Consider the following 19,093-nt stretch of genomic DNA (forward strand, 5'->3'; position numbering starts at 1 on the left):
CAATCCGGTGCGCACCGGCGGTCCAGGGCACCGGCGTACGCCGGTGTGGGCGCCCTTCGTCAGCGTCCGCCGCGCTCCTGCTCGTACTGACGCAGTTGCTCGGCGCTGATCATGCTCGTGTCGAAGAGGCTGGTCTCGTCGAGGGCGTGCGCCTGCGGCTCGGGCTGCTGCTGCCCGTAGGCCTGCTGCCCCTGGCTGGGGTCGTATCCGGCCTGCTGGACGTTCGGGTCGTAGCCCTGCTGCGGATACGCGGCGTACGGATCGGCCTGCTGCTGGTACGCGTATTGCTGATCCTGCTGGCCGTACGGCTGCTGATAGCCGTACGCGTCGGACTGTTGCTGATACGCGTACTGCTGCTGGCCCTGCTGATCCTGGTGGCCGTACGACTGCTGCGCGGGGACAGCCGCGGCCGGTTCGGCGGGCGGCCGGGCGGGGGCGTCCGCAGGGGCCGCGAGGCCGTCCAGGTACTCGGCGTCGGTGGTGTGCTGCACGGGCGTCCCGTCGTCCGTGAGCGCGCCCAGGTCGTCGGTGGCGATGCGGCCGTGCAGCTTCTGGCGGCCGCGGCCGACGGCCTCCAGGGTCTTGGCGAGGACGGCCTCGAAGGCGCCGAGCTTGACGTCGACGTATTCATCGGCGTTGCGGCGCAGGGTCTGGGGGTCGTGGCTGCGCTCGGGGGCGTCCTCGTCCTCGTAGCCGTGCTCGTCGAGGCCGGGTCCGGTGCCGAGGAGCTTCTCGCGGCCGCGGCCGACGGAGCCGAGGGTCTTGGTGAGCACGACCTCGAAGTTGGCGAGCTTGGAGTCGACGTAGTCGTCGGCCTCCGCGCGGATCTCCTCGGCCTCCTTACGGGCCTCGGCGAGGATGCGGTCCGCCTCGTTCTGGGAGCGCCGGGCGATCTCGGTGCCGGAGACCAGCGAACCGCGCTCGGCATGCGCGGACTCGATGATCCGCTGCGCCTCCTCGCGGGCCTGCTCGACCAACTGCTCGCGCCCGCCGATGAGTTCCTGGGCCTGGGCGAGGGAGCCGGGCAGCGCCTGGCGCACCTCTTCGAGCATGGAGAGGAGCTCGGCGCGGTTGACCACGCACGAGGCCGACATGGGCATCGAACGGGCGCTGCCGACCGCCGCGACGATCTCATCGAGCTTCTTCTGCACGTCCACCGGTGCTCGCCACTCTCTACAGCTGTGATGGAGACGGACGGATCGACTGTACGGCCACTCCCGCCCCATCCGACACCGGGTGACGCACTGTCAGCCCACAGAGGCCGTCCCGGTCTCGTCCGAGTGCTGTCTCAGTCCTTCTTGAGGCGTTCGTTGAGGGCTTCGAGGACCAGCGGCGGCACCAGGTGGGAGACGTCGCCGCCCCAGGCCGCGACCTCCTTGACGAGCGAGGAGGACAGGAAGCTGTAGGTGGGGTTGGTGGGGACGAAGAGGGTCTCGACTCCGGAGAGGCCGTTGTTCATCTGGGCCATCTGCAGCTCGTAGTCGAAGTCGCTGACCGCGCGGAGTCCCTTGACGATCGCGGGGATGTCGCGCTGCTTGCAGAAGTCGACGAGAAGGCCGTGGAAGGACTCCACCTCGACGTTGCCGAACTCCGCGGTGACCTGGCGGATCAGGTCGATCCGCTCGTCGATCTCGAAGAGGCCCTTCTTGGACTGGTTGATCATCACCGCGACATGCACGACGTCGTACAGCTTGGACGCTCGGGCGATGATGTCGAGGTGTCCGTTGGTGATCGGGTCGAATGACCCGGGACAGACGGCGCGGCGCAACTGAGGTCCCTCGCTCTCCAGTCCGGTCATCGTGCGTCTTCGCACGTTGAGGCGGCGCGACCGTACCAAAACGTCCCCTCGCCGTAACGACGGGAGCGCAGTGCCTCGAAGCCGCCGGGCCACCGGAATTCGCCGCCTCTAGTACTGCGTTCAACGGTGACGAGCGCTTCGCCCGCGAGCCAGCCCTCCGCACCGAGTGTGAGCAGGATCTCGCGAAGATCGTCGTCCGGGACGTCGTACGGCGGATCGAGAAAGATCAGGTCGTACGGGGCTGTCGGCGCCCCCGCGCGGATGATCTGCGCCGCTTTGCCGGATCTCACCTCGGCGCCGGGCAGCCCGAGCGTTTTCACGTTCTCCCTGAGGGTGCGTATCGCTCGGGCGTCGACCTCGACGAGGAGGGTGTGTCCGGCGCCGCGTGACAGGGCCTCCAGGCCGACGGCGCCGGAGCCGGCGTACAGATCGAGGACGCGCTCGCCCTCCAGGGGGCCGCCTAGCAGGGACTGCCAGGTCGAGAAGAGGCCCTCGCGTGCCCGGTCGGAGGTGGGCCGGGTACGGGTTCCGTGCGGGACGGCCAGGCGGCGCCCGCCGGCCCGGCCGGCGATCACGCGGGTCATCTCTGTCCTTGTCGTGGAACGAGCGGTTGTGACAGTTCCAGTCTGTCAGCCCTTCTCCAGGTACTGCTCCCTCTCCTCGTCCAGCAAGGCCTGCAGAGCCGTGCGCAGGGCGGGCAGGCGCGTGAGGTCGGGGTCCGCGGCGACGACCGCGGTCGCCTCCTCGCGGGCCTCGGCGATGATGTCCTCGTCCTCTATGACGGTGAGCATGCGCAGCGAGGAACGCACACCGGACTGGGCCTGGCCGAGGACGTCTCCCTCCCGGCGCTGTTCCAGGTCGATGCGGGACAGCTCGAAGCCGTCCAGCGTGGCGGCCACGGCGCCGAGGCGCGCCCGGGCCGGGCTGGCCTCCGGCATCTCGGTGACCAGGAGGCAGAGCCCGGCGGCCGAGCCCCGGCCGACCCGGCCGCGCAGCTGGTGCAGCTGCGAGACGCCGAACCGGTCCGCGTCCATGATCACCATCACCGTGGCGTTCGGGACGTTCACACCCACCTCGATCACCGTCGTGGCGACCAGGACGTCCGTCTCGCCCGAGGCGAAGCGGCGCATCACGGCGTCCTTGTCGTCCGGCTGCATACGGCCGTGCAGCACCTCGACCTTGAGCCCCTGGAGCGGGCCCTTGGCGAGCTGTTCGGCGACGTCCAGGACGGCGAGCGGCGGACGCTTCTCGGCCTCGTCCTCCGGGGACTTCTTCTTGGCCGAACCGGCCGAACCGTCCTCCTCGTCGCCAATGCGCGGGCAGACCACGTACGCCTGATGCCCGTTGGACACCTCCTCCCGTACGCGCTCCCACGCGCGCGCCAGGAAGTGCGGTTTGTCGGCGGCGGGGACGACATGGCTGGCGATGGGTGAACGTCCGGCGGGGAGCTGGTCGAGAACGGAGGTCTCCAGGTCACCGAAGACGGTCATCGCGACCGTACGCGGGATGGGTGTGGCCGTCATGACCAGCAGGTGGGGTGGCTGCTTGCCCTTGCCGCGCAGGGCGTCCCGCTGCTCGACCCCGAACCGGTGCTGCTCGTCGACCACGACCAGGCCCAGGTCGTGGAACTGCACCTTGTCCTCGATCAGCGCATGCGTGCCGATCACGATCCCCGCCTCGCCCGTGACGAGATCGAGCAGCGCCTGCCTTCGGGCGGCGGCACCCATGGAGCCGGTCAGCAGCACCACCTTCGTGGCCTGCTCGGCCCCGCCCAGCATCCCTCCCTCGGCCAGCTCCCCCATCATCTCCGTGATCGACCGGTGGTGCTGCTGCGCGAGCACTTCGGTGGGCGCGAGCATCGCGGCCTGTCCGCCCGCGTCTACGACGGCGAGCATGGCGCGCAGCGCCACCATGGTGTTGTGGGTCACTGTGAAGTTGTCGGTGACATACGCGTGACTCGGGTGGGCGACGCTGATGCACTGGACCGGCTTACACCCCACGTACTCGACGGCGCGGATCCCACGCCGGAACGTGTTGTATTTCGGCCGGGGGCGCATGCGGCCCGCTTTCCGGGCAAGCCGGAAGGGGACGAACTCCTCGGGCAAGGCAATCGACACGTTGAAGGCGGATTTCTTCGGCAGCACCCTCGCCCGGCCTCCAAGCGACCGGACCAGCCAGGCAACGTCATCGGCCAGCTGCCTGGAGACCGAACAGAATGAGACGCTCATGCCTTGAGCGTCCACCGTCCCATCCGTGTCCATCAGCCCCTGCAACACGGCAAGGCGGTCCTTGATCGACGTGTTCATGAAGACAGAGGGGAGAAACTTGTCGTGCGAGCTTGCCCCCCAAAGCCCCAGCGAACGCAGCACACCGATAACCGGATTCCTCCGTGTCCCGCCTTTCGGCCCGGACAGTCTGATGGTGTAGTCGCAGCGCGAGCCGGGCACCGGCACCAGCTCGCAATCCGGAACCACGGCGGAGCGCACAGCAGCAAGAATCTCTTCGTCGATCGTCGACACACGAAGGTTGTGTCGAAATGATCCATCGCCCAGAAGCAGTCCAAAAAGATAAGGATCCAGAGGCGGCATCGTGCCGTCGCTCAGGTCCACTGGCGTCGCTTCAGGCAGATACCACTTCGACGAGCCATTGGCCTTGTAGGTATCTGCTCTGATCTCCCGCGTGGTCAACACCTTCGGCGCCTGCCCCCGGTCCCAGGCACAACTGGTGCCCACGATCCACAGATGCTCGTCATCGCATTCCACGGCGGTGTCGTCGGACAGAATCAACCGCCAAACGTCCCGCTGGCCCTGCGGGAAGACTCCGTCCACCAGGGCGATTTCTCCCGTGGGAGTCACCACCGCATCGCCCTCCGAGACGTCGCCCATTCTCTTGAATCCTGTGGGCGTCAGGACCAGGGAGTCGAGTGGCTGCGCCTTTCCGGAACCCACCTCTCCCTGGAGCAGCCGGTGCATCGGGTGCTCGGTGGCGATGTCGTCGAAGATCTCCTTGGAGACCTTTCGCTGGCCTTCGGTGAGGGTGAAGGGGAGCTTGGCGTCGAAGGCGGTGAGCAGGCCGTCCGGGGTGGGTTTGCGGGGGACGGCCGGGAGTTGGGCGTCCGCGTGGCGACGGCGGGCCAGGGCTACTTGGAGGACGAAGGCCTCGTCCCACTTGAGGCGGTCGCGGGCCTCTGTGTAGTCGGCCTTGGTGCGCGGCTGGTGGATCTTCAGGAGCGCTTCGGGGAGCGGGAGGAGATCTCGGTCGTCCCTGAGCGAGTCCGGCAGCGGGTCGACGGCTTCCTGGGCGCTGGGCAGCACGGTCTGGACGGACTTGCCGATCTTCCAGGACTCCAGCTTGGCGGTGGCGGGGTAGATCGGGATGAGCGATCCGGCCCACTTGTCGATGGCCTCTTCACCGTCTCCGCGCAGCAACTCGTAGGCGGGGTGGGCGAGTTGGAGTCGGCGGTTGAAGACGGAGACCTTGCCCGCGAACATCGCGCGCGTGCCCGGCAGGAGCTCCTTGTGCGGCTTGTGGACGCCCTTGCCGAAGAAGACCAGCTGGAGGCGGCCGCTGCCGTCCGTGATGGTCACTTCGAGGCGCTGGCCCTTCCCGCGGGGCGCCTTGGGCGAGGCGAAGGTGACCAGGCGGGCGTCGGCGACCTGGGCGACCACCGTGACGTGCTCGTCCATGGGCAGGTCGGCGAGGTGGGTGAGCTGCCCGCGCTCCTCATACCTGCGCGGATAGTGGTGCAGCAGGTCGCCGACGGTGTGCAGGCCTAGGTGCTCGGCCATCACCTTCGCGGTGGCGGGTCCGAGCACCTTCCTCAGTGGTTCCTCTAGCGCGGGCACGAGATCCATTGCACACCACACCACTGACAATGCCGTATACGTCCCGGAATTCCGCTGGTCAGGCGGGTCCGTTCAGGCCTAGGATGGCGCGCTCCGGCCTTGTTCGCGGTCACCTCGCGGGACCGCCCGACCCCGCGCCGTCGCACGTCCCCCCACCGGCGCAGCGACGATGGACTCTCAGATTTCGGATTCTCAGAACTCCCAGGCATCTCAGCCACCCCATACGTTCCAGGTCGACCTGCGCGGACTTGTGGACCTGCTCTCCCACCATCTCTACTCCAGTCCCAAGGTCTACCTGCGCGAGTTGCTGCAGAACGCCGTGGACGCGATCACGGCCCGCCGCGCCGAGCAGCCGGAGGCGCCCGCACGGGTGCGTCTGTTCGCGGAGGACGGCGCGCTGCGCGTGGAGGACTCCGGGATCGGGCTCACCGAGGCGGATGTGCACAACCTCCTCGCGACGATCGGCCGCAGCTCCAAGCGGGACGACGGTCTTGAGTCGGCGCGCTCCGACTTCCTGGGGCAGTTCGGGATAGGCCTGCTGGCCTGTTTCGTGGTCGCCGAACGCATCCGGGTGGTCAGCCGCAGCGCGCGTACGCCCGAGGCACCGCCCGTCGAGTGGACGGCGACGGACGACGGCTCGTACCGGGTCCGTACGCTGCCTGATGAGGCCCGTACAGAGCCGGGCACGACCGTGCATCTGGTGGCCCGCCCGGGCGCCGCCGAGTGGCTGTCCGGGGAGCGTGTGCTGGCGTTGGCCCGGGACTTCGGCTCGTTGCTGCCGTACGACGTACGGGTGGGCGACGAGGCCGTGACCGACCTTCCGGCGCCCTGGGACCGCTCTTACCCGTCTCCCGCCACCCGAAGGGTGGCCCTGGCGCGGCACTGCCACGACCAGTTCGGCTTCACACCGCTGGACTCCATCGACCTTGACGTGCCGCTCGCCGGGATCCGCGGAGTCGCGTACGTGCTGCCGTCCGCGGTCAGCCCCGCCCAGCGCGCCGGTCATCGTGTGCACCTGAAGGGCATGCTGCTCACCGCGCGGGCCGAACAACTGCTGCCCGACTGGGCGTTCTTCGTGCGCTGCGTAATCGACACGGACAGTCTGCGGCCCACCGCGTCCAGGGAGTCGCTGTACGAGGACGAGACCCTGGCGGCCGTACGGGAGGCGCTGGGCGAGCGGATCCGGTCCTGGCTGACCGGGCTCGCCGCGGGCGATCCGGAGCGGCTTGCGGCCTTCCTGTCCGTGCACCACCTGGGCGTCAAGTCCCTTGCGCGGCACGACAAGGAGATGCTGCGCACGATGCTGCCGTGGCTGCCCTTCGAGACGAGCGACGGACGGCTGTCCCTGGAGGAGTTCGCGTCGCGGCACCCGGTGGTCCACTTCACGCGGACCGTGGAGGAGTTCCGGCAGGTCGCCCCGATCGCCTCCGCACAGGGCGTCGGGGTGATCAACGGCGGCTACACGTACGACAGTGAGCTCGTCGAGGCGCTGCCCTCGGTGCGCCCGGGAACGGTGGTCGCCGAGCTGGACGCCGACACGGTGACCGCCCACCTGGACGCGGTCGACCCGGCCGAGGAGCTGGCACTGTCCGGCTTCCTGGGGGCCGCGCGGGCGAAACTCGACCCCCTGGGGTGCGACGTCGTGCTGCGCGCCTTCCATCCCCTCTCCGTGCCGGCGCTGCACCTGGACGACCGGTCGGTGCGTCACGAACAGGCGCGCGCGGACGCCGAGGAACAGGCCGACGACCTGTGGGCGGGCATCCTCGGCTCTCTGCGCGGCAGCGCCCCACGCGCGCGGCTGGTGCTCAACCACCTCAACCCGCTCATCCGGAAGGTCAGTTCACTCGACGACCCGGAGTTGATCGGTACGGCCACGGAGTCCCTCTACGGGCAAGCCCTGCTGATGGCGCAGCGACCGCTGCGCCCCGCGGATTCGGCACTCCTGAACCGCGCGTTCATCGGCCTCCTGGAGTGGGCCACCCACAGCAACTCCCCCGAGGAGGGCGGCCGATGAGCGCGACCATGGACTTCGAGGCGCTGCGCCAGGCGATGGCCGAGAACTACGAGCGGCCGGAGGGCCCCGCCCGCAACGCGCGCGCGGAGCAGCTGCTCGCGGAGGCCGAGAAGCTGAACATCCCGCTCGCCGTGATCGAGGCGCTCGGGCACCAGCTGAAGGTCTACAACTACAGCTCCGAGAGCGACAAGATGTTCGTCCCCTTCGCGCGTCTGCTGCGCATGTGGGACGAACGGCCCGAGGACTTCGACGAGTACGAGACCCACTCGCTGCACTGGGTCTTCAAGTGGATGTCGGCCGGCATGCTGACCCAGCCGCACATACCGCTCGCCTCCATCGAGAAGTGGCTCGGCGAGATGGAGCACCGCTATCGCCTCGCCGGGCACTCCGAACGGGCCGTGCGCAGCGCCGAGTTCAGCGTGGCCGCGCACGTCGGGGACGTGGCACGTGCCGAGCGGGCGTTCGCGGCGTGGCTGGCCGCCGACCGGGACAGCATGGCCGACTGCCACGCATGTGAGCTGCACGACCAGGGCTGGTGGCGGGCGCAGCGGGTCGAGGACGCCCGTGCGCTGGAGCTGTGGTCGCCGGTCCTGGAGGGCGAGTACACCTGCGCCCACGAGCCGCATGCGGCGCTGGCGTCCTCCTTGCTCCCGCTGCTGCGTCTTGGCCGCCTGGACCAGGCACGCGCCCACCATCTGCGGGGCTTCCGGCTGGTGCGGCCCATGGAGAGCATGCGGAGCGCGTATGCCAACCATGTGGAGTTCTGTGCGCTCACCGGCAACGAAGCGCGCGGCCTGGAGCTGCTGGCGGAGCGTCCGGCGTACTTCACGGACTCCGGGGAGCCGCTCAGCAAGCTCGACTTCATGGCCGTGGTGGCCCTCCTGATGGACCGCGTCACCGAACTCGACAGGGGCGACCAGCCGGTGCCCGGCCCGGCCGGACGTAGCTGGACCGCACGCGAACTCGCCGCCCACGCGCGCGGGGAGGCACTTTCGCTGGCGGCCCGTTTCGATGAACGCAACGGCACGCCGTACGTCGGCACCCGCATCCGGGAGCGTATGAGCCGGCAGCCGCTGGTGGACCGGCTGCCCTTGGGCATACGGTTCCGGACCGTGACGGGTCCCCTGAGGCCCACGTCCGCCCCGACCGCCACGGAGACCGCCGCAGCCGCGCCCTCCGAGCCGGACCTGTCCGCACTGCTCGCCGAGGCCCGTCGGCTCTCGGCCTCGCTGCACCCGGGGTCCGTGGCGGCGTGGGCCGCGGTCGCCGAGGCGGCCGGTGACAAGGAGCTGGCACCCCGGGATCGCGCGGAGATGACCGACCACCAGGCGATGGGCCTCGGTCCCGAGGGCGTGGAACTGTTCGCCCGCGCCGCCGAGTTGTACACCGAGGCCGGCGACCCGGGCGAGGCCCTGGCGGCACGCGCGCGTGGAGCGTACGTACGGGCCCTCTCCGGGCGCACCGACGAGGCGCTGGCCGCGGTCTCGGAGCCGTACGAGCAAATGCTCGCCCTCCTCGCGGACGGCGGGACCGGCGTTCAGCAGGCCGCCTCCGTGCTGGTGGGGCGGGCCCGGATCCTGATGCAGCGGGTGCAGGAGGCGGCGGAGGAGCGCGAGAACGGCCTCTCCGGAGACGAGGGAGGCGAGGTAGACGAAGCGTTCGCCGCCGCGGAGTCCGCCGTGCGGGAGCTGCTGGCCCTCGCCGAGCCGCACACCGGGGACGACCTCCTGGTCGCCGCACGCGCCGCGGAGGCGCACGCCATGCTCGGGGAGGTCGCGGCGCACGCCGGGGACGTGGAGAGGGCCACAGAGCTACTCACGCGGGCCTCGGAGGCGTTCGTGGCGGCCGGGCTGCCGTGGTTCGCGGTGGAGTACGAGGCCCGGCTCACCGGCATGGCACGCCACCTGGGTGATGCCGAGGCGGCGGAGCGGGCGGCCCGGGCGGCGCTGGAGCACGGTGGGCCGTACCTGGAGGCGACGGGCCATGCCCAGCTGCACCTCCAACTGGCCGAAGTCCTGGGCGCCACCGGCCGGTTCGGGCCTGCTGCGGATCACGCACTGGAGGCGGCGTACTGGGCCGACGAGGGCGGCGAGGGGGCCACACTCGGCGCCTGGGCGCGGCATCAGCTCGGCGGCTTCCTGGTGAACCAGGGACGCTGGGCGGAGGCAGCGGAGGTACTGGAGTCGGCGCTGACCGAGCTGGCCGCGGAGACGCACGGCGAGGGTGCGCTCGTACAGACCCGGTGGTGGCTCGGCGACTGCCTCGCCGAGCTCGGAGAGCACCGCGAAGCTGCCGAGCACCTGCTCCAGGCCGCCGAGATCGCCCGGCACTGGCCCGAGCAGCGCGACCACGCCATGCTCGCGCACCTCGCAGCGGAGGCCCTGGGGAACGCCGGGCTGCCCGACCAGACGGAGCGCGCCTATGAGCGCGCCGGTGACCTGTGGCGCTCCCTCGGCAACGTCCACGGTCTGGTCCGCTCCCTGCGGGCGCGCGCGTGGGTCGCGGCACGCGAGGAGGGTTCCGGGCTCGACGCGGCACGGGAGTTGATGACGGCGGCGGTCCAGGAGTGCGAGGCCGCCGTACCGGAGGACGACGCCGCGCGTGACCGGCTCATCGCCGAACTCGCCGATACGCACAGGCAGTTCGGTGACCTGATCGCCCGGTCCGTGACCGACGACGCCGACGACGAGTCGATCAAGGCCGTGTTCGAGGAGTCCCTCGCCCACATCACACGGGCCATCACGGGCTTCGCCTCCCTGGGCGAGGCAGGCCTCCACAGTCGTACGGGCGCCGAACTCGCCGCCGCCTGGCTGGAGGCCGACCTCGGGCGTCCCGAAGCGGCGGCGGCACGCGCGCGCGTGGTTCTCGCGGCATGCAAGGAAGCCGACACCACCACCGATGACGACGAAACGGTGGCGTCCCGACGGGCGCAGGCGGAGGAACTGCTGTACATGACGGGAACGGAGGACCAGGAGCCGTAGAGCGCGCGGCCTGCCCATGCCCTCGGCTTCGGCTTCGGGGCTACTCCACGCCGATCAGCAGCAACGCGCCCTGCCGACCGCCCCGATACACCACCGTGTCGACGGCCAGGTAGGACTCGCGTACCCGGGCTTCCAGGTGGGCCGCGATCGTGTCCGGAGCCTCGTCGCCCAGGACCAGGGTGACCATCTCGCCGCCCGCCGAGAGCATGCGGTCGAGGACGGTTTCGGCGGTGGCCGTGATGTCGGAGCCGATCACCGCGACGTCGCCCTCGATGAGGCCCAGGATGTCCCCGGCCTGGCAGATGCCGGCACTGGTCCAGAACTCCCGTTCCGCGACGGCGAGTTCGGCGTAGCGGGTCGCCCCGGCCGCCGAGGTCATCGAGACGACGTCCTCGTCGAAGCGCCGCTCCGGCTCGTGCACGGCGAGCGCCGCGATCCCCTGCACCGCGGAACGCGTGGGAATCAGGGCGACCCGGACTCCGTCCGCGCGGACCTGCTCGGCCGCGGCGGCAGCCGTGTGCCGCAGCTCGGCGTCGTTGGGCAACAGCACCACCTCGCGCGCGTGGGCCCGCCGTATCGCCTCGACGAGCTCTCCGCTCGCGGGCGGCTCCTCCGGGCGCGCGAGAACGGTCGTCGCGCCGGCTTCGGTGTACAGCCCGGCCAGCCCCTCTCCGGGGACCACGGCCACGACCGCGCGCTGCACCCGCTCACGGACCGGCCGCCCGGCGGCGCCCGCCATATGCGCGTCACCGGCCCCGAAGTGCGTGATCCGGATCCGGTACGGCCGCCCGGCCTCGACGCCCGCTTCCACGGCCGCGCCCGCGTCGTCGACGTGCACATGAACGTTCCACAGCCCGTCACCGCCGACCACGACAAGCGAGTCGCCCAGACTGTCGAGCCGCTCCCGCAGCCGGTCCACGGCGGCGTCCTCCGCCTCCAGGAGGTAGATCACCTCGAACGCGGGCCCACCCTCCTCCAAGGCCGGGGCCGGGTCCGCGCACTCCCCCACGTCGCCCAGCGGCTCCACGGGGGCGTCATCCACGCGCGCGTGCCCCATAAGAACCGGCACCGCCCCCGCAGCGCTGGGCGCCTCCCCCGTGAACGTCTCGACCAGCGCCGCCAGTACGGCCACGAGCCCACGCCCGCCCGCGTCCACCACTCCGGCCCGCTTCAGGGCGCCCAACTGCCCCGGAGTCGCCGCCAGAGCGGCCCGCGCGCCCTCGTACGCCGCCCTCGCCACCGACCCGCAGTCGCCCTCGGCCCCGGACGCCGCGTCGGCGGCAGCCGAGGCGACCGTGAGCACCGTGCCCTCCACGGGATGCGCGACGGCCTGCCGTGCAGAGTCGGCCGCCTGCCTGAGGGCGAGCCGCAACCCCTGGCCGTCGGCATGGGCTGTCTCGCTGGCGGCGGCCAGCACCTGCGCCATGCCCCGCAGCAGCTGCGCGAGAATCGTCCCGGAGTTCCCCCGGGCCCCGATGAGCGCGCCGTGCGCCATCGCCCGTACCGCATCGGCGAGCGTCGGCCGCTCAGCCGCCCCCGCCGCCTCTTCACTAGAAGCGCTGTAGGCACCGGAGACACCGCCGGAGACACCGCTTGAAACAGCGGAGTGCGCCGCGAACACCGCCTCGACCGCCCCGGCCGCCGACTCCACGGTCAGATACAGATTGGTACCCGTGTCCCCGTCCGCGACCGGATAGACGTTGATCGCGTCGATCTCCTCGCGCGCGCGGCCGAGTGCCTCGAGCGCGAGTCCGCACCAGGCGCGCACCGCGAGAGCGTCCAATGCCCGCCCGTCTCCCACCGCCGCCCTCAACCGAGGCCCTTCGGGCCGCCCCTCCCTCTCTGGCACCTGCGGCACCTGCGCCTCCTTGAGCAGCGAACGTGGGACGCAGCGTAGACCCAGGTCAGGTTTCCGCCGGAAGTGGCCCGGGGCAGGCCCCCGGGCCGACCATGGTAGTTTCGTTGTACGGACGCAGTCGTTGTATGCTGCTCCGGTTGCCCGATCCGATCGGGCCTTCTCCCTGGCACCGCCACTCAGATCCTGGATTCCTTGATCTTGATCCCGGCATGCCGGGATCAACCGTAAGAGCATCTGAAGTCTTTGGAGTGACCCGTGGCTGCCAACTGCGACGTCTGCGGCAAGGGGCCGGGCTTCGGCAACAACATCTCGCACTCGCACCGCCGTACGTCCCGTCGCTGGAACCCGAACATCCAGCGCGTCCGTACCGTGGTGGGCGGGACGCCGAAGCGCGTGAACGCTTGCACCTCGTGCATCAAGGCCGGCAAGGTCTCGCGCTGACGCTCTGCTAGCGCGCGGCCACTGCTGGTTCGCTGCATGGCCGGTCCACCGGAAGGTGGGCCGGCTTTTTGCTGCGCGCTCCGGGCAGATGCGTAAACGCTGACGCAAACACGGCTGCATCGGCTCTCACGTAAGCGTTCGCGTAAACGCTTGCGCAATCGTTTACGCGAACGCTTACGCGCGCCCCGCTCCCCACCGCCACCCATGATCCACCGGCCCGATCCCGCCCCCCAGCGCGAACCCCGCCGCGATCGCCCCGGTGACGTACTCCTTGGCCGCCGCCACCGCCTCCGGCACGGACTGCCCCTTCGCGAGCCCCGAGGCGATCGCGGAGGCGAGGGTGCACCCGGTGCCGTGGGTGTGCCGGTTGTCGAGACGGGGAGCGCGCAGCCAGTGCTCCTCGGATCCGTCGGTGAGGAAGTCCACGGCGTCACCGACGAGATGACCACCCTTGATGAGCGCCCACTGCGGCCCGTACGAGAGCAGGGCCGCCGCCGCTCGCCGCATCCCGTCCTCCGATTCGACCCGTACGCCCGTGAGTTGAGCGACCTCGTCGAGGTTCGGCGTGGCCACGGTGGCGACGGGCAGCAGCTTCGTACGTACGGAATCCAGGGCGTCCTCGGCCAGCAGGGAGTCGCCGTGCTTGGAGACGCCGACCGGGTCGACGACGGCGGGCGCGTCCGTGCCCCCGATCAACTCGGCGACCGTCTCGACGAGTTCGGCCGAGGACAGCATCCCGGTCTTGACCGCCTGCACCCCGATGTCGTCGACCACACTGCGGTACTGGACCCGCACCGCCTCCACCGGAAGCTCCCAAGCTCCTTGCACGCCAAGGGAGTTCTGGGCGGTGACCGCCGTGAGCACACTCATGCCGTGTACGCCGAGCGCGAGCATCGTCTTCAAGTCGGCCTGGATTCCGGCCCCTCCCCCGGAGTCGGAACCCGCGACCGTCAGCACACGCGGCGGAGCACCCCCTACGCCCGCCCCCCTGGCACTCACGCCACCCTCGCCACTCATGACTCGATGTCCCCGAAGTGATCCCAGCCGCCCTTGCTGGTCCACGGCGCCCCGTCGACGGTGACCTGGGGCAGCGCCGAGGGGTTGAGGACCTCGCCGATCACCTTCCAGCGAGCGGGCAGCTTCACGTCCGAGGGGAAGGTGGCGACGATCGCGTGGTCCTCGCCGCCGGTGAGCACCCACTGGAGCGGATCGACGCCGACGGCCTGTCCGATGTCGTTCATCTGCGAGGGGATGTCGACGGCGCCGGAGCGGACGTCGATCCGTACCTTGCTGGCTTCCGCGATATGCCCGAGGTCGGCGATCAGCCCGTCGCTGACGTCCGTCATCGAAGTCGCACCGAGCCCGGCGGCCGCGGGACCCGCGTGGTACGGCGGTTCGGGCCGCCGGTGGGCCTCGACGAAGGCGCGCGGCGAGCGGAAGCCGCGCGAGAGCACCGCGTGGCCGGCCGCGGACCAGCCAAGCCAGCCCGTGACGGCGACGACGTCGCCGGGCTGGGCTCCCCCGCGGGTCACGGGCTCGTGGTTGCGCAGATCGCCGAGTGCGGTGATCGAGACGGTGATGGTGTCACCGCGTACGACGTCGCCGCCGACCACGGCCGCGCCAGCGACCTGGCACTCGTCTCGCAGGCCGTCCATCAGCTCGGAGGGCCAGGTGGCCGGGAGTTCGGCCGGGACGACCAGGCCGAGCAGGAGTGCGGTGGGTACGGCGCCCATGGCGGCGATGTCCGCGAGGTTCTGCGCCGCCGCCTTGCGCCCGACGTCGTACGCCGTCGACCAGTCGCGGCGGAAGTGCCGCCCCTCCAGGAGGATGTCGGTACTCGCCACGACCCTGCGGTCGGGGGCGGCCACCACGGCGGCGTCGTCGCCCGGCCCGACGCGTACCGCCGGGGTGGTGGTGAGCCGTGAGGTGAGCTCCCTGATGAGCCCGAACTCCCCCAACTCGCCCACGGTTCCCTTCATTGTCGTACGTCTCCTTCTGTTACTGCCGCTGCCCGGCCTGTTACTGCCGCTGCCCGGTCGCGAGCCGTCATCGACCTGGGTACGGTCGAGTCGACCGCCAACTTCTGTCGTCCATACACCTCGGCGTGCAAGATCGGCCCCCGCGGGTCTCCCCGCGGTGAGCGGCGACGCGATACCGTGGCGTTCCTTTTCCCCACATGATCCTCGTGGCCGCCCTGGAGGTTCCGTGGTACAGGCGTACATCCTGATCCAGACGGAGGTCGGCAAAGCGTCGACCGTCGCTGAGACGATCAGCAAGATTTCGGGGGTGATCCAGGCCGAGGACGTGACCGGACCGTACGACGTGATCGTGCGGGCCCAAGCCGACACCGTTGATGATCTCGGCCGCATGGTGGTCGCGAAAGTCCAGCAAGTGGACGGCATCACCCGTACCCTGACCTGCCCGGTGGTGCACCTGTAGCCCCCGTCTACCCTGTGCCGGTGAACTCGCTCCGTTCCCGGCTGTTCGGTCTTCCCGCCCTTGCCCTGCTGATCTCCGCCACAGGCTGCTCCTCCGCAGACGACAGTGCGTCGGCCGCGGTTCCCAGCCCGGACGCGAAGGTCACCAAGCTGTGCCAGAACCTGGACGAACGGCTGCCGCCGAAGGTGGACGGTCTCGACCGGGAGGATCCCGAGCCCCGGTCCACACTGACCGCGGGCTGGGGAGGCCCGGCGATCATACTGCGCTGCGGCGTCGAGCGGCCCGCCGAGATGCTCGACCCGAAGGCGTCCACGACCGAGGTGAACGGCGTGGCCTGGCTCGTACAGGAAGAGGACGACGGCTCGTACGTCTTCACCACGGGCCTGCGCAAGGCGTACGTGGAGATCGGCTTCAGCAAGGAGCAGGCCGCCAAGGGCGCGGGCCCGCTCGTCGACTTCGCCGAGCCCATCAAGAAGGCGATCCCAGAAGGGATCGCCGACTAGATCGCACTCTACGAAGGGGGCGCCAGGGCTCAGCGAAGGCCCGTTGACCGCCGCAACGCGGCCTGGACCAAGAGGTCCACCAACTCCGGGTAGCTGACCCCGCTCTCCTGCCACATCCGCGGGTACATGGAGATCGGCGTGAAGCCCGGCATCGTGTTGATCTCGTTGATGACGAACTCGCCGTCCTCGGTGAGGAAGAAATCCGCGCGTACGAGACCCTCGCACGACGCCGCCTCGAAGGCCGCGACCGCCAGCCGCTGAACATCGGCGGTCTGCTCGTCGGTGAGCGGCGCGGGCACGATCCCCGGGGCGGAGTCGATGTACTTCGCCTCGAAGTCGTAGAACTCGTGGGACTGCACCGGCGGAATCTCGGCGGGCACCGAGGCGCGCGGCCCGTCCTCGAACTCCAGGACCCCGCACTCGATCTCGCGACCGCGCAGCAGCGCCTCCACGATGACCTTCGGGTCGTGCTGCTGGGCCGCCGCGATCGCCTCCTCGAGGCCGCCCAGATCATCGACCTTGGTGATGCCGATCGACGACCCCGCGCGCGCGGGCTTCACGAAAAGCGGCCAGCCGTGCTCGCCCGCGAAGTCGACGATCTTCCTGCGGGCCCCCGCTTCGTCGAGCTCCCACTCGCGGGGGCGGATCACCGTGTACGGGCCGACGGGCAGCCCGAAGGAGGTGAACACCCGCTTCATGTACTCCTTGTCCTGGCCGACGGCCGAGGCGAGCACACCCGAGCCGACGTACGGGACACCGGACAGCTCCAGGAGGCCCTGGAGGGTGCCGTCCTCGCCGTACGGGCCGTGCAGCACCGGGAAGACGACGTCGACCTCGCCGAGCGCCTTGGGGACCGAACCGGGCTCGCTGTAGACGACTTCGCGGTTGGAGGGGTCGACAGGGAGGATCACCCCGCCCTCTTCGGACTCGGCGAGTTGCTCCACGCTCGGCTGGCGCCGTTCGACGATGGCCATCCGCTCGGGCTCGTCCGCCGTGAGCGCCCAGCGGCCGTCCTGGGTGATGCCGATCGGCAGGACGTCGTACTTCGTCCGGTCGATGGCACGCAGGACGGCGCCGGCGGTGACGACGGAGATCCCGTGTTCGGAGCTGCGGCCGCCGAACACGACGGCCACACGCGGCTTACGAGGCGTCTGCCCAGGGTTCTGGGGGAGGTTCTCGGTGCTCATATCGCGTTGAGGGTACCCGTAGGTAGCACGGCAAGTCAGCGCCCGCCGGGCTCCCGAGTGTCAGTGCCGCTCCGGCTTGGCGCTGCGCGCCATCAGCTCCTTGAGGGCGACCACCGGCGGCTTGCCGTCGTGGACGATGCCGACGACCATCTCCGTGATGGGCATGTCGACGCCGTGGCGATGGGCCAGATCCAGCACGGACTCACAGGACTTGACGCCCTCGGCGGTCTGCTTGGTGACCGCGATGGTCTCCTGAAGGGTCATGCCCTTGCCGAGGTTGGTGCCGAAGGTGTGGTTGCGCGAGAGCGGTGAGGAGCAGGTGGCCACGAGGTCGCCCAGGCCCGCGAGTCCGGAGAAGGTCAGCGGGTCGGCGCCCATGGCGAGGCCCAGGCGGGTCGTCTCCGCCAACCCGCGGGTGATGAGCGATCCCTTGGCGTTGTCGCCGAGCCCCATGCCGTCCGCGATGCCGACGGCGAGACCGATCACGTTCTTGATGGCGCCGCCGAGTTCGCAGCCGACGACGTCGGTGTTGGTGTACGGGCGGAAGTACGGCGTGTGGCAGGCGGCCTGGAGGCGCTGAGCCACCGACTCGTCGCTGCACGCGACCACCGCGGCGGCCGGCATCCGGGCAGCGATCTCCCGGGCGAGGTTGGGGCCCGTGACCACCGCTATGCGGTCCGCGCCGACCTTGGCGACGTCTTCGATGACCTCGCTCATCCGCATCGCGGAACCGAGTTCGACGCCCTTCATGAGCGAGACGAGGACGGTGCCGGGAGCGAGCAGCGGAGCCCATTCGGCGAGGTTTCCGCGCAGCGTCTGCGAGGGGATCGCGAGCACCGTGAAGTCGGCGTCGCGGGCCGCCTCGGCCGCGTCCGTGGTGGCGCGGAGGTTCTCCGGGAGTTCGATGCCCGGCAGGTAGTCGGGGTTCGTACGTGTGGAGTTGACCGCTTCGGCGAGTTCGGCCCGCCGTCCCCACAGGGTCACCTCGCATCCGGCGTCGGCGAGCACCATGGCGAAGGCCGTGCCCCACGATCCGGTCCCGAAGACGGCCGCCCTGACGGGCTTGCCGGATGTCGTCACTTGCCGTGCCCCTCTTCCTGTTCTGCCTTTTCGTGTGGCCGCGTCTCATGTGCCCGCGCCCTGCGCCGCTGCTCGATGCGCACCTGTTTCGGGTCGTACGGCGTCCTGGGTGCCGTCTCGCCGCGGATCACCTCCAGCTGTGCGGTGATCGCCGCCATGATGACCTCGGTGGCCTCCTTCAGGAGCTCCGGGGTCATCTCCTTGTCGTAGAAGCGCGACAGATCCACCGGGGGGCCCGCGAGCACGTGATGGGTCTTGCGGGGAAGGATGTTGAGTTTCTTCGCGTACGGCGGCAGCAGCAGGTTGGCTCCCCACTGGGCGACCGGAATCACCGGGCACTTGGTCTGCAGTGCGACGCGTGCGGCACCGGTCTTGCCGGTCATCGGCCACTGGCCGGGATCGCGCGTAATGGTGCCCTCCGGATAGAAGGCGACGCACTCCCCGCGTTCCACCGCGGCGATTGCGGCCCGGAAGGCGCTCAACGCGTCGGTGCTCTCGCGGTACACGGGAATCTGTCCGGTGCCTCGCATCGCGGCTCCGATGAATCCCTTTTTGAAAAGCCCCGCCTTCGCCAGAAAACGCGGAACGCGCCCGGTGTTGTACTGATAATGCGCGTACGCGAACGGATCCAGATGAGAATTGTGGTTCACCGCGGTGATAAATCCGCCCTCGGCCGGAATGTTCTCCATTCCACGCCAATCCCGCTTGACCAGAACCACCAGGGGTGGTTTGCAGAGGACCGCTGCGAAGCGGTACCAGAAGCCGATTCTGCGGCGGGTCACGCGGACACCTTCCTCTAGGGCCTGGTGGGGGCCGCACAAGTGTCGCTCCAGGCCGACGGTCTGTCGAGAACACGTTACGCCCGCCCGTCTCCCACCCCCGCCCTTGCAAGGAGCTTCGCACCCCCTCACCTGGAGACCAGCCCCGCCAGGGTGTCCGGCTCATCG

15 protein-coding genes are annotated in these 19,093 nt (G+C 70.1%); 5 read left to right on the forward strand and 10 right to left on the reverse strand.

The features are described from left to right. Positions 1-59 precede the first annotated feature (59 nt). The 4 genes from OHT21_RS12755 to OHT21_RS12770 all read right to left on the reverse strand — a co-directional run bounded on the left by OHT21_RS12755 (position 60) and on the right by OHT21_RS12770 (position 5,652). The gene (locus OHT21_RS12755) at positions 60-1,157 is read right to left on the reverse strand and encodes an ATP synthase F0 subunit B (protein ID WP_328768385.1); all 1,098 of its coding nucleotides are present in this window, start codon (positions 1,155-1,157) and stop codon (positions 60-62) included. 131 nt (positions 1,158-1,288) lie between these two features. Then, a complete protein-coding gene (gene coaD / locus OHT21_RS12760) occupies positions 1,289-1,768 on the reverse strand; it encodes a pantetheine-phosphate adenylyltransferase (protein WP_328774065.1) in 480 nt (159 codons plus the stop codon). Positions 1,769-1,794: 26 nt separating this feature from the next. Continuing rightward, a complete protein-coding gene (gene rsmD / locus OHT21_RS12765) occupies positions 1,795-2,382 on the reverse strand; it encodes a 16S rRNA (guanine(966)-N(2))-methyltransferase RsmD (RefSeq protein ID WP_328768386.1) in 588 nt (195 codons plus the stop codon). Positions 2,383-2,427: 45 nt separating this feature from the next. Next, positions 2,428-5,652: a helicase-related protein gene (locus tag OHT21_RS12770; protein ID WP_328768387.1), complete on the reverse strand. Its 3,225-nt coding sequence runs from the start codon at positions 5,650-5,652 to the stop codon at positions 2,428-2,430. 160 nt (positions 5,653-5,812) lie between these two features. Between OHT21_RS12770 and OHT21_RS12775 the strand changes: the two genes are divergently transcribed. Beyond that, the gene (locus tag OHT21_RS12775; protein WP_328768388.1) at positions 5,813-7,657 is read left to right on the forward strand and encodes an HSP90 family protein; all 1,845 of its coding nucleotides are present in this window, start codon (positions 5,813-5,815) and stop codon (positions 7,655-7,657) included. Then, a complete protein-coding gene (locus OHT21_RS12780) occupies positions 7,654-10,638 on the forward strand; it encodes a tetratricopeptide repeat protein (RefSeq protein ID WP_328768389.1) in 2,985 nt (994 codons plus the stop codon). The genes OHT21_RS12775 and OHT21_RS12780 overlap by 4 nt, the downstream gene beginning before the upstream one ends. A gap of 40 nt (positions 10,639-10,678) precedes the next feature. On the opposite strand, the gene OHT21_RS12785 is transcribed toward OHT21_RS12780, so the two are convergent. Continuing rightward, a complete protein-coding gene (locus OHT21_RS12785; protein ID WP_443050629.1) occupies positions 10,679-12,487 on the reverse strand; it encodes a DAK2 domain-containing protein in 1,809 nt (602 codons plus the stop codon). A 264-nt stretch (positions 12,488-12,751) separates the two neighbouring features. On the opposite strand from OHT21_RS12785, the gene rpmB reads away from it, so the two are divergent. Further along, positions 12,752-12,937, forward strand: a complete 186-nt coding sequence (rpmB, locus tag OHT21_RS12790; RefSeq protein ID WP_003993230.1) for a 50S ribosomal protein L28 — start codon at positions 12,752-12,754, stop codon at positions 12,935-12,937. A 174-nt stretch (positions 12,938-13,111) separates the two neighbouring features. On the opposite strand, the gene thiD is transcribed toward rpmB, so the two are convergent. Then, positions 13,112-13,936 (reverse strand): bifunctional hydroxymethylpyrimidine kinase/phosphomethylpyrimidine kinase, encoded by an 825-nt coding sequence (thiD, locus tag OHT21_RS12795; RefSeq protein WP_328768390.1) that lies wholly within the window; start codon positions 13,934-13,936, stop codon positions 13,112-13,114. A gap of 14 nt (positions 13,937-13,950) precedes the next feature. Next, positions 13,951-14,916 carry a thiamine-phosphate kinase gene (locus tag OHT21_RS12800; protein WP_328768391.1) on the reverse strand — a complete coding sequence of 322 codons (966 nt, stop codon included), beginning with the start codon at positions 14,914-14,916 and terminating at the stop codon, positions 13,951-13,953. A gap of 226 nt (positions 14,917-15,142) precedes the next feature. Between OHT21_RS12800 and OHT21_RS12805 the strand changes: the two genes are divergently transcribed. Both OHT21_RS12805 and OHT21_RS12810 read left to right on the forward strand, forming a co-directional pair. Beyond that, positions 15,143-15,376 carry an Lrp/AsnC ligand binding domain-containing protein gene (locus OHT21_RS12805; protein ID WP_165258562.1) on the forward strand — a complete coding sequence of 78 codons (234 nt, stop codon included), beginning with the start codon at positions 15,143-15,145 and terminating at the stop codon, positions 15,374-15,376. Positions 15,377-15,396: 20 nt separating this feature from the next. Continuing rightward, positions 15,397-15,879: a DUF3515 domain-containing protein gene (locus OHT21_RS12810; protein WP_328768392.1), complete on the forward strand. Its 483-nt coding sequence runs from the start codon at positions 15,397-15,399 to the stop codon at positions 15,877-15,879. 29 nt (positions 15,880-15,908) lie between these two features. On the opposite strand, the gene OHT21_RS12815 is transcribed toward OHT21_RS12810, so the two are convergent. From OHT21_RS12815 to OHT21_RS12825, 3 genes are read right to left on the reverse strand one after another with little or no spacing between them, the layout of a single operon-like run. Then, complete coding sequence (locus OHT21_RS12815) at positions 15,909-17,066, reverse strand: D-alanine--D-alanine ligase family protein (protein ID WP_328768393.1); 1,158 nt, start codon at positions 17,064-17,066, stop codon at positions 15,909-15,911. 60 nt (positions 17,067-17,126) lie between these two features. Then, positions 17,127-18,146, reverse strand: coding sequence for an NAD(P)H-dependent glycerol-3-phosphate dehydrogenase (locus OHT21_RS12820; protein WP_328768395.1), 1,020 nt, complete (start codon positions 18,144-18,146; stop codon positions 17,127-17,129). Beyond that, positions 18,143-18,928: a lysophospholipid acyltransferase family protein gene (locus OHT21_RS12825; protein WP_328768396.1), complete on the reverse strand. Its 786-nt coding sequence runs from the start codon at positions 18,926-18,928 to the stop codon at positions 18,143-18,145. The genes OHT21_RS12820 and OHT21_RS12825 overlap by 4 nt, the downstream gene beginning before the upstream one ends. Between the last annotated feature and the right edge of the window lie 165 nt (positions 18,929-19,093).

Origin of the sequence: Streptomyces sp. NBC_00286, from assembly GCF_036173125.1 — a bacterium.
In the GTDB taxonomy this organism is placed as follows: domain Bacteria; phylum Actinomycetota; class Actinomycetes; order Streptomycetales; family Streptomycetaceae; genus Streptomyces.

Excerpts from the sequence above, each read along its gene's own strand:
- rsmD (WP_328768386.1), bottom strand. The coding sequence starts at position 2,382 with ATGACCCGCGTGATCGCCGGCCGGGCCGGCGGGCGCCGCCTGGCCGTC.
- OHT21_RS12770 (WP_328768387.1), bottom strand. The coding sequence starts at position 5,652 with ATGGATCTCGTGCCCGCGCTAGAGGAACCACTGAGGAAGGTGCTCGGA.
- OHT21_RS12775 (WP_328768388.1), top strand. The coding sequence starts at position 5,813 with ATGGACTCTCAGATTTCGGATTCTCAGAACTCCCAGGCATCTCAGCCA.
- OHT21_RS12780 (WP_328768389.1), top strand. The coding sequence starts at position 7,654 with ATGAGCGCGACCATGGACTTCGAGGCGCTGCGCCAGGCGATGGCCGAG.
- OHT21_RS12800 (WP_328768391.1), bottom strand. The coding sequence starts at position 14,916 with ATGAAGGGAACCGTGGGCGAGTTGGGGGAGTTCGGGCTCATCAGGGAG.
- OHT21_RS12815 (WP_328768393.1), bottom strand. The coding sequence starts at position 17,066 with ATGAGCACCGAGAACCTCCCCCAGAACCCTGGGCAGACGCCTCGTAAG.